Raw genomic sequence first — 9,575 nt, forward strand, 5'->3', positions numbered from 1 at the left:
CCTCCTCCTCCGCCTCCTCTTCCGCTCCCGCCGGGGCCCCGGTTCTCAAGCATGCTTCGCGCCTTCAGCTCCCCGGCGAGGGCGAGCTCTGGCCCGCCGAGATCCTCGCCGATCCCACGGGAGACCGCGTGCGCGAGGCCTTCCGCGCGCGGCTTGGGCAATTCGTGACGAGGACCGCCCTCACGCCGGCCGAGACCTGTGACCGCATGGGGCTCGAACCCCGTGAACTCATGCGGATGCTCGACGGGCAGCTCCTTCCCTCGCCCGCGCAGCTCGTGAACATGGCCGCCGTGCTGGGAAAAAGTCCGTCGGGCCTCCTCTGGGGACGTGCGGCGAGGCTCACCCGCTCCGACGCTGCGAGATGGTTCACGACCGCGTCGCAGGGGAACGACGATCCCGCCGTCAGCGCCATTCCCCCGGCGGATCCCTCGGATCCGGCGGCGAGGCGCGCCTTCGCCTGGCGTCTCCTCGTGCGCATGGCCGACTGCGGCGTCTCTCAGGCGGAGCTCCTCGCGCGGACCGGCATCTCGCCCGTCACGCTCTCGTCCTGGCTCGCGGGCGACGCCATGCCGCGCCGGCCGAAGGTCGCGCAGCTTGCGACGGTCCTTCGCACCACGGCCGACCATCTCCTCCTCGGCGGCCCCGCGGGCACGGCCGCGGCCCTCGAGGAGGCGCGCAGGGCAGAAGCCAAAGGCTTCGGCGACCGGGTCGCGCAGGTGCTGCGCGCCCGCGTCGTCAGCACGGGCGAGCTCGCGGAGCTCATGGGCAACAAGCGCACGATGCTCGACCGGCGTCTGACCGGTGACATCTCGCCCTCGGCCGATTTCGCGGAAAAAATCGGAGCGGTGCTCGACGTCGACCCCGCGTGGCTCCTCCGGGGCGGCTCCGAGGGAGCGCCGGCGGTGCTCCCGCCCGAGCCCGATCCGAAGGCCTTCAGGGAGCGGTTCAGGGCCCTGGTGGAGCGCCGCGGGCTCGGCTTCAAGGAATTCGCCCGGCTGCTGGGCACGTCGGTCAGCACCGTCACCCGCTGGGCGGGGGGCCTCGGCGTCATCAGCGTGCCGGCGACGGCGAGGACGGCCGCGGCGATCCTCGGCGTCTCGCCCGCCTTCCTTCTGCACGGCGTCGAGACGGGCGACTGGAAGTGCCCGATTCCCGTGGTGCTTGAGCGAGCGGCGGAGGAATGGCTCCGGACGAGGGAAGCCGGGACGACGGAGTGACGCTCAGGCGGGCCGCGCCTGCCCCGCGGCCCGTCAGCCCGCTTGAAGCGGCTTCACGAACTCCTTGCGCAGCCTCTCGAACGCGGCGTCGCTCAGATGTCCGAGCGTATTGAGATCCTCGAAGTCGAAGAAGTTGAACTGCGGGAGGATCTTCCGGATTTCGCAGGCCACCGGGTCCGGGTCGCCCCCGAGCCGGTCGACGACGGCGCGGAACCTGCGCATGACGTGCGCGGAGACGCACTCCGCGGCGAACTCGACGAAAAGCCGCCCTCTCAGCGCCGGCGACTGCTCGAGCCGGCCCTCCTTGTCAAAGTACGCGACCTCGTCCTCGTCCCAGATGAAGAAGTCCTGGGTCTGGTCCTCCCAGGCCCGCTTGATGTCGTAGATCTCGCCCCACGAGAAGTCCACGTTCGTGGCGTGGATACGCCCGACCTGCCTTCTGATGAGATTGCTGAAGGCAAACTCGTCAATCCGCCACGCGCCGTCCTGCTGCACAAAAACGTCCGCGAGTTCGTCCTCTTCCGGAGGCGTCCCGTCGGTTTCGTTGAGTTCGTGCAGTCTGCGCTCGACTTCCGCGCTGAGTTCCCTGCACTTTCTGAGGGATCGCTCCACGTCAAAAATCGGATCGATCCGGACGCGGGTGTGAAACGGCGGCTCCGGCCCGAGGCCGCCCGCGGAGAAAGGCAGGTGGATGTCCGTCTCAATGATGTCCGCGTCTTCGGAACCCTGCTGAGCGAGATCTCCCTCGGCAACGCAAGGACGGCCGTTGCTCAGTTCACCGGTCGCCACGAGTCCCGGGACATGGCAGTCGAGAAGCAGGTACGGGAGGTGGTAGCCCCTCAGGAAGTAATGAAACCAGGCTTCATCGTCGAAGGAAGGCGACACGAAGCAGGGCCTCGGGTTGTAATCGCCGAAGCTCTCCACTGCCGTTTCGAACGGTGCGGGGCCGATGTCGCCGTGCAGAGGAACTGAGTAGCCGACTACCTCGAAGTCCATCGTGTAGACGATCAGGATGTTCCGCCAGCCGTCGAACATGGTCGACTCAAGGTCCCAGAGAATGTGTTCGAACGCGAGCAGCTGCCGGCCGCCGGGATTGAGCGCGGCGATGCGCCGCTCCATGAAGGCGCGCTCGAGATCCTCGCGGCCGCAGACGCTGCCGAGGAACTCGACGAGCGAGGCCTCCGCGTCCCCGCCCGGGAAGATCGCCGCGACCTCCTCACCGGCCGGGATGAGCTTGTGCTCGCGGTTGAGGTTGAGGAAGCGGATGAGCTGCAGCACCGTTCCCGCATCCTTCCCGCCGAAGATCTCCGTGAGATGCTGCCTCACTCCGGAGGCGTTCTCGGCGAAGTCGAGAAGGATGTCTCTGCGGTGCTGACTCAGTTCTCTCATCAGCTATTTCTCCCCGGCCTCCCCCGTATGAAGCCCGGGGACGGCCTGAATTCGATCAAAGAACGGCGGCCCGTGCCGTGGACACGGCCGCCTCCATGACATTGTGCCTGCAGGCGACGGCGGATGACGGAGAATTCGTGAGGCGAATCCCCTCACGGCCGGGAGGTGCAATGTGCCCGGGAACAGTGACGCTTCGGAAAAAAGCGGGACCCGGTGAACTGTCCGAATCCCGCCCTTCCCGCCTGGATCTGATGCCAGGCCCTCGTGCGCTTCTTGCGCTTCGTGCGCCTACCAGCGCCACACCGCCGAGAGACCGCCGAAGAACCCGTAGCGGTCCCGCGTCCAGAGCTCCGACCCGCCCGTGAGACCGAGCTCGAACCCGTTCGCGCGGTCCGCGACCGCGAGCGTCCCCGCGAGCTCGAAGCTCGTCTTCTCCGGGAAGTCCGCGTCAACGGTGAATCCCGTGCCCGGGAGCGCGCCGAAGGAGGCGTTCACGCGCCCGGCGCGCGAGAGAAGCTCGCGGTTCACCGCCGCGCGCACCTCGCCCCGGACGGCCGAGCGACCGAGGTCTTGCGACATCCCCCTCACCACCGCGCCGGCCGAGAGCCGCGCCGAGCGGAAGATCTCGCTCTTCATCGTGAGCCTAGCGTCGCTCCCCGATTCGGTCACGTCGGGCATGCGCCAGAGCGCGAGGTCAACCGCAGCGAAGGGCTCGAGCGTGAGGCCGCCCATCGGCAGCATCCAGCCCGCGCCGAGGCGCCCGGCCGCGGTGAAGGCCGTCTCCGAGCTTTCCGCCGTTCCGGACCAGCCGCCCGCGGCGATGACGCGTCTGGTCTTCGAGTCATCGGCGCCCACGAGCACCTCGCCCGTGACCACCGTGCCTTCCTTTGCATCAGGTGCCCAGCGCAGCGTCGCGCCCGCAAGAACCGTATCGCCCGAGACGGCCGTGCCCGTGCCGGTGACGCGCTCGTGCGCCGCCGCTCCGTGCAGACCCACGGTGAGGTTCTCCGTCGCGGACGTGACGCCCGAGACCAGGAGCCCGTAGTGACGCGCGCGCCAGCCGGCGTTCATGCCGCCGCCGAAGGGGCGCACAGAGACGCGCCAGCTGTCGGGGGCCGCGCCGATGCGGTTCTCCTCGAGCGCGAGGGCTCCGACGAGCCGCACACGGTTGAAGGCGGCCTCCACCTGCTCGGTGCGCGAGACGGGGGAAAGTGACCTCAGGCCCGAGCGCACGGCCGAGCCGTCCGCGCTCGAGAAGTCGAGCGCCGTGATGAGGCCGGAGAGCGCATTCTCCTCCTCCAGGGCCGCGCTCTCGAGCGCAGCGCCGACGGCGGCCGAGGCCGCGTCCGATGCGTAGCGGCTGTAGGCACCGGCCGCGCGGCCCGCGGTGATGGTCCAGCCCGAGGCGTCGTCGCCCGTGACGGTCATCGCGAGGGTGGGCGACGCGAAGGAAGCCGTCACCGCGCTGAAGCCGCTGCCGGTGGTTTCCGTGCCCTCCTCGGAAGCCGCGGCGGCCTCCGAGGTGCTCGTGAGATAGTCGGACACCGTCACGCTCGAGCCCGTGCGGTAGTAGTCGGTCACGGGGGCGAAGTTGAGGGTGCCGGCGAGGCCTGCTGAACCCGTGAGGGCGAGCACGTCGTGGTCGCCCGCCGCATTGAAGTCGATCTCGAGCACGCCGTCCGCCGTCTGGGTGTAGCCGCCCACGGTGAGCGTGCCGATCCCGACGCCGGGCGAGACGGTGCCCGAGTTCGTCACGGTGTTCACGATCGTGCCGTCGCCGGTGAGGCGTCCCGCGCTCTCAACGACGACCGAGCTCGCCGTGAGCTCGCCGCCCGTGCCGTCCGCGCGCTTTGCGATCGAGAGCGTGCCGCCCGCGACGACGGTCGTGCCCTCGTAGGTGTTGGTGCCCGAGAGCGTGAGCGTCCCGTCGCCGGTCTTTTTGAGGCCCACGTTGAGACCGGCGAGGCCGTTCTCCGCGACGCGGCTGTTGTACCACTCGATGTACTGGGCGCCGTTCGCCACGGCCGTTTCGCCGTAGTACTTTGCAATTTCAGCGAGCTTCTCGTCCGAGGCGAGGTAGAAGCGGTAGATGCGCCTCAGGTCCTCGTCGGTGCCCTCCTCGTCATTGAGGTAGCCCGCCTTCCTCTGCGAGATGTCGTTGCTCCACTCGGCGGAGTACCCCTTGGTGTTCACCGTGTAGAGCGCCTCGCCCGTGGAGACGTAGTCGGTCGAGAGGGAGGACTTGGTGAGACGCCGGGCATTGAGCACCGCGAGGCCCTTCACGGCGGCCTCGGCGTTGACGATGCCCTGGCCGAAGACGATCTCGCGCGGGGTGTCGGTGTAGACGGCGCGCTGCAGTTTGAGCAGATCATCGACGGAGGTGAACCCAAACTGATACTCCAGGTACTCGGCGTTCTCCTCGTAGTATTGCCGGAGATCCTCCGCCACCTTCTCGTCGGAGACCGTGCCGGACCCGAAGTAGTAGATGTTGACCTGGGAGATCCGGGAGTCGTCGCTCACCTCGCTCTCGTCCACCTGGATGTTGAGCGTGAAAGTCGGGAGCTCGAACGTGCTGTCCGCGGTCGAGAGCAGCACGTCGGCGAGCTCGTCGCCCTCGAGGAAGGGAAACGCCTGGCTGACGAGCGCCGCGACGCCCGAGACCGCGGGCGTCGCCATGCTCGTTCCCGAGTAGGAGGCGTAGGCGGTCGTGCCGGAGCTCACCGCCGAGTAGATGAGATAGCCGGGCGACGCGATGGAGCTCTCCTCGGCGAACTTCGCCGCGTCCGTGTGACCCATCAGGAGATTGGTGGCGGTCGTGCCCTTCTCGCCCCAAGCGTGGGAGTTCACGGCGACGACGCTCAGGAGCGAGCGCCAGCCCTCGGTGCGGCAGAGGTAGGAGCCGGGGAGCTCCGTCGAGGCGTGCCCGTTGTTGCCCGAGGCGAAGACGAACAGCGTGCGGTCCTCGGCGAGCATCGCCTCAAGCTCGGAGAGGTAGCCCGGCGCGCCGAAGAGCACGTCGAGGCTCGCGCTGAACCTTTGCCCGAGCTCGGCGGTCCAGGCGACCGTGTCGAGGTACGAGGACGCCCCCCAGCTGTTGTTGACGATCTTCACGCCCGTCTGCCGCAGCTTCTTCAGCGCATCAACGGCGCCCGACTCGATCTGCAGGTTCGGCGCGCTGATGATGTCGGCGTCAAACGCCACGCCGTGCATGCCCGAGCCGTCCTTCTGACCGGCGAGAATGGCAGCGACATGCGTGCCGTGGAAATAGGACGCCCAGTCATAGTCAGCCGAGTACGAGCTCCAGATCCAGTAGGAGCCGGTCTTGCCCGCGAACTCCGCGTGGTCAAGGTACACCGGCTGATCAACGACGCCGACGGTGACGCCCGCGCCCGTATAACCCTGGGCGTAGGCACCGGCCGCATGGATCATGTCGAGCGCGCCCGGAGTGGCGAGGTACTCCGCCGTGCGGAAGCTCTCCGCGTCCGCGGCGCTGACGGGGTGGGAAAAGGAAGCAAGGGCGACGGCTTCAATGACGGCTGTCGCGAGGAGGGATCGCTTAAGCATGAGCTGTGAGGGAGATGACTGAGGGAATCCTGAATTCTAGGTTCCCGGAGAAGTCCTTCTGCTCCGAAGCCTCCGGGGACAAGGCGCCCCGCTCTGTTTACAGGCTCCTCATCCCAAGGGCACGGGATGTCGTTTGCCGTCGGGCAAAAGCGGACCGGGAGGCGGGAGAACTTCTTCCATCATCTCCTCCCGCCGGTTGCAGCTACCGATTCCACAGGCTGGTTCTTCCCGCTGACGAGCCGGATCCATACTGTACCGGATCATGAGTCAACCAGTGTCTCCGTCGGAAACCCTGTCAGAACAGTCCGTATTTCATTGAATATCCAGGATTGTTATCCCCGGAACGGACTTCCTCGCCCTTGACATCAAGCAGCGCGTCGTTTTGGGTCATCACCACGGGAACGGATTCGAACCGCCGGAAGCGCCTGCAGTCGGCGGGGAACTTCGTCTTCCAGTCACGCAGAGGAGCCGAGTCCATCCTCCACGGGCTCTTCACCATGCGCTCTTCGAACCAAAGAGCTCTTTCTGCCCTTCCCGAGGGAAACTCCGCCATCTCCGCCGGATCTATGACGATCAGCGGATGGCTTTTGTGTTTGGTATAGCGGGTCATGGGTTCTTCATCGTCCTGAGGGGCTAAACTAGTCGAATGAGAAATTACAATATCTACCCCGACCTCAAAAATGGAGGCCGCCATGACGTTGTGCAGCATCTCCACCATTGCCAGACATTACGGAGTCTCTCCGAGCACGATCCGCCGCTGGGTTGAGAAAGGCTACATTGAACTCGCAGGGCGGACTTTCGGCGGCCACAGGCGCTTCCGTCATCCGGACGAGGGAATCAAGGTAGATACCGAATCAAGGAAGATCGTAGGTTACGCGCGAGTCTCTTCACATGATCAGAGATCAGATCTCGGGCGTCAGATCGATCGTCTGAAGGAACTCGGCTGCGACGAGGTGCTCTCCGACATCGGATCAGGACTCAACTGTCGCAAACCCGGCCTCAAGGCACTTCTGCGACGATTGCTTGACGGTCATGTCAGCACACTCGTCGTGCTCCATGAGGACAGACTCCTGCGCTTCGGGGTTGGGCTCATAAGATTCATCTGCTCCAGGATGAAAACCGAGCTCAGGGTTGTCGAGGCTCCTCCCGAGATTTCCTTCGAACTTGAGCTCGTCAAGGATGTCACCACTCTAATGACAGTGTTTTGCGCCCGGATGTATGGCCGCAGAGCGCACAGCAATCGGAAGAAGCACCGGAGCATGAACCCTGACAGTTGATTCTGTTGACTGAATCGCTTTGCTCCTGCACTCCCATTCGAAAAGTATAATCGCTATAGTGTACATTTTTACATGTCCACGATATCTATATACAGGAATGATTATGGGAATGATGCAGCGAGTAGAGGAACTACTCAAGCGCAAGGACCGTTCGCAGGCCTCCCTCGCCCGTGAACTCAACACGAATCCTCAGACTTTCTCGGCCTGGATGACCGGGCGCAATCAGCCGTCCATCCCCATGGTTCTGAAGATCTGCGAGGCGCTGGACGTGTCCCCGACCTGGCTGCTGACCGGGCGGGATGACCAATTCCAAAGAAGCCCCGAGGCCGAGGGCTTCGTCAGGATTTATCAGGCGGACACGGATGCCCCAGCCGATCCGATGAAGCAGTCCATGCTGAAGGAAACGCCGGCCGTCAAGATGATGCAGGTCAACAACCGCTGGGTCCAGCGATACGCGGGATCGGGCGATGAACGCAGCCTCGCGATTCTCAGTGTGCACGGGGATTCGATGGAGCCGACACTGAAGGACGGGGATTCGGTTCTCATCAACACGATGGTCACGGATGTGTTCACTGACTCCATCTATGCCTTCACACGCAACAGGGACATCTTCATCAAGCGGCTGCAGCGCATCGGTGACGATGTCCGCGTGATCAGCGACAACCCCCGCTACGAGACGTACACCGTCGATTACGATCAGTTTGAGCACCGCCACGCAATCCTCGGACGGCTGGTCTCCGTCATCACGGCCAGGCCCCTCTGAGGTTCCTCGATGGATAGAAGATAGATTTACCTCAGGGAGATACAGCTACCATAGGGTTATCACTTAGATCTATCTTATTGCGGTACCTCTATGTTTCACGTATGATCAATCTGCGAACTAAATTTTGTTCGTAGACAAATCTTGCCGTGCCTCCTGAAGCTTCCTCTTCAGGAGGTCTCCGTCTCGATGGAGGAGCTTCACGGAAGGTTGCTGTCAGTCATCAATGGGAGGAGATTCATGACCACGGCCGAAGACGCACAGCTCAACATGCCCGCTCAGCACGAGTTCCGACTCAACGCTGTGGCATCGCTGATCCATGAGCTTCCGATCTCATGTGTCACGGAGTTCATTGATGATGACTACTGTGAGAGTTACCGCACAGTGGTGCGGAAGGTCGACATGAGCGCGCTCTCCGCCGAGGATCTGGCGATCATTGATGAACTCTTCGAGCTCTTCAACAAAATGAAGCGCATCTTCATCCAGGAGTTCATGCGCCGGGAGTGGCGCCGCTTCCTGATCGGCGTGAACGACTGGTGGGACATCCGTGACGCTCTGGTGCTCAAGAAGTATCAGCCTCCGGTGAAACTTCAGGATCGCCACTGGAAACTCGCCCTGCATGCGGCGGCCGTCCTTGTCCGCAATTACTGGCTCAAGGCCCGCAAGGAAACGAGAGTGGCCGTCTACAAGGAAGACTGGTACCGGGAACTTCCCGAGCCTCGCCGGAAGTACGTCGATCGAATTCTCTCGAAACTCGACACTCCCTTCTTTGATGTGATGGACGGCCGGTCCGCGCCTTTTGTTGATGGCGAAAACAGCACGGACATCCCCAACCGCTGGTGGCTCTGCGAGCGCATCCGCACCGTTGCGAACCGCGTCAAGGGACGCTACCCGGTTTCCACAGCGGAGCGTTCCGTCTGGTTTGACGAAGGGTGCTGGAGCACTGGGGTTAAAGCTGATCCCGATGGCCAGAAGAATGTCCAGTTCATCCGGCTTATGACGACCCGTCCCTGGAAGCGCGTCCGCGTGCCGTTGATGGGCATGTCAACGATCCGAAGCAAGGTCATGCTGATAAAAACACACAGCGGGTGCCTGTATCTGCATGTGCTCTTCCCGCTTGATAAAAAACGTGTGCTGCAGGAACCGGTCGGCGTTCCTGCGGTCGCGGCGGATCACTGGTACTGCGAGTCGTTTGATCTTGGTTATACCGAGGTCTACACGAATTCAAAGGGAGAACGTTTCGGTGTCGATTTCGGCAAAAAAATTGCGGAAAAAGCGGAAATTCTGGATCAGATACTTCGTGGACGAAATCAATTTTATGCGCTCATGGAGAACTCAAATGATCCGGAGAGGGCGAAGCGTATCCGG

Annotated in this window: 7 protein-coding genes; 4 read left to right on the forward strand and 3 right to left on the reverse strand. The window is 63.8% G+C overall.

Features of this window, described 5'->3' with window-relative positions; translation table 11 throughout:
- A partial coding sequence (locus Q4F91_RS11720) for a helix-turn-helix domain-containing protein (protein WP_303337901.1) occupies positions 1 to 1,217 on the forward strand: 1,217 nt, incomplete at its 5' end.
- A gap of 33 nt (positions 1,218 to 1,250) precedes the next feature.
- Here Q4F91_RS11720 and Q4F91_RS11725 read toward each other — a convergent pair.
- From Q4F91_RS11725 to Q4F91_RS11735, 3 genes are all read right to left on the reverse strand, one after another.
- Complete coding sequence (locus Q4F91_RS11725) at positions 1,251 to 2,606, reverse strand: hypothetical protein (protein ID WP_303337902.1); 1,356 nt, start codon at positions 2,604 to 2,606, stop codon at positions 1,251 to 1,253.
- A 288-nt stretch (positions 2,607 to 2,894) separates the two neighbouring features.
- Positions 2,895 to 6,170: a S8 family serine peptidase gene (locus Q4F91_RS11730; protein ID WP_303337903.1), complete on the reverse strand. Its 3,276-nt coding sequence runs from the start codon at positions 6,168 to 6,170 to the stop codon at positions 2,895 to 2,897.
- 295 nt (positions 6,171 to 6,465) lie between these two features.
- A complete protein-coding gene (locus tag Q4F91_RS11735) occupies positions 6,466 to 6,879 on the reverse strand; it encodes a hypothetical protein (protein WP_303337904.1) in 414 nt (137 codons plus the stop codon).
- On the opposite strand from Q4F91_RS11735, the gene Q4F91_RS11740 reads away from it, so the two are divergent.
- The 3 genes from Q4F91_RS11740 to Q4F91_RS11750 form a co-directional block, all read left to right on the forward strand.
- Positions 6,863 to 7,447 (forward strand): IS607 family transposase, encoded by a 585-nt coding sequence (locus tag Q4F91_RS11740; RefSeq protein ID WP_303337905.1) that lies wholly within the window; start codon positions 6,863 to 6,865, stop codon positions 7,445 to 7,447. The two genes, Q4F91_RS11735 and Q4F91_RS11740, sit on opposite strands and share 17 nt — an antisense overlap.
- Positions 7,448 to 7,556: 109 nt before the next feature.
- A complete protein-coding gene (locus tag Q4F91_RS11745; RefSeq protein WP_303337906.1) occupies positions 7,557 to 8,210 on the forward strand; it encodes a LexA family transcriptional regulator in 654 nt (217 codons plus the stop codon).
- A 237-nt stretch (positions 8,211 to 8,447) separates the two neighbouring features.
- Positions 8,448 to 9,575: hypothetical protein (locus tag Q4F91_RS11750; RefSeq protein WP_303337907.1), on the forward strand; the 1,128-nt coding region annotated here is incomplete at its 3' end.

The organism is Sutterella sp., from assembly GCF_030539355.1.
Lineage (GTDB): Bacteria > Pseudomonadota > Gammaproteobacteria > Burkholderiales > Burkholderiaceae_F > Sutterella.